This is a genomic window from Vibrio sp. HI00D65, assembly GCF_001635455.1.
In the GTDB taxonomy this organism is placed as follows: domain Bacteria; phylum Pseudomonadota; class Gammaproteobacteria; order Enterobacterales; family Vibrionaceae; genus Vibrio.
The window spans coordinates 1-501 of record NZ_LWEH01000579.1; the positions used below are offsets into that span (position 1 = coordinate 1).

The following is a 501-nucleotide window of genomic DNA, read 5'->3' on the forward strand; positions in this document are numbered from 1 at the left end:
CAGTAGGTCACCAGTTCGATTCCGGTAGTCGGGACCATTTCTTTAAAGCTTTAAGAATAATTCCCCCTTAGTTCAGTTGGTAGAACGGCGGACTGTTAATCCGTATGTCGCAGGTTCGAGTCCCGAAGGGGGAGNCACATTTAGTGTGCCGACTTAGCTCAGTAGGTAGAGCAACTGACTTGTAATCAGTAGGTCACCAGTTCGATTCCGGTAGTCGGCACCATTCTTTTGCCTCGATAGCTCAGTCCGCCGTTCTACCAACTGAACTAAGGGGGAATTACTTGCGTTGACTTATTTAAGTTAAACACNAAATAATGGTGCCTCGAGGCGGAATCGAACCACCGACACGCGGATTTTCAATCCGCTGCTCTACCGACTGAGCTATCGAGGCAAAAGAATGGTGCCGACTACCGGAATCGAACTGGTGACCTACTGATTACAAGTCAGTTGCTCTACCTACTGAGCTAAGTCGGCACACTATATCTTTTACTGAAGAAGTTA

General features: G+C 47.5%; 4 tRNA genes. 2 read left to right on the plus strand and 2 right to left on the minus strand.

The features are described 5' to 3' along the window. Window positions 1–61: 61 nt before the first annotated feature. Together A3712_RS23965 and A3712_RS23970 are read left to right on the plus strand one after the other, a co-directional pair. Window positions 62–134, plus strand: a tRNA-Asn gene (locus A3712_RS23965). A gap of 13 nt (window positions 135–147) precedes the next feature. Beyond that, window positions 148–223, plus strand: a tRNA-Thr gene (locus A3712_RS23970). A 92-nt stretch (window positions 224–315) separates the two neighbouring features. On the opposite strand, the gene A3712_RS23975 is transcribed toward A3712_RS23970, so the two are convergent. Next, window positions 316–391: transfer RNA gene (locus A3712_RS23975), tRNA-Phe, on the minus strand. A 7-nt stretch (window positions 392–398) separates the two neighbouring features. After that, window positions 399–474 (minus strand) — tRNA-Thr (locus A3712_RS23980). Window positions 475–501: the final 27 nt, after the last annotated feature.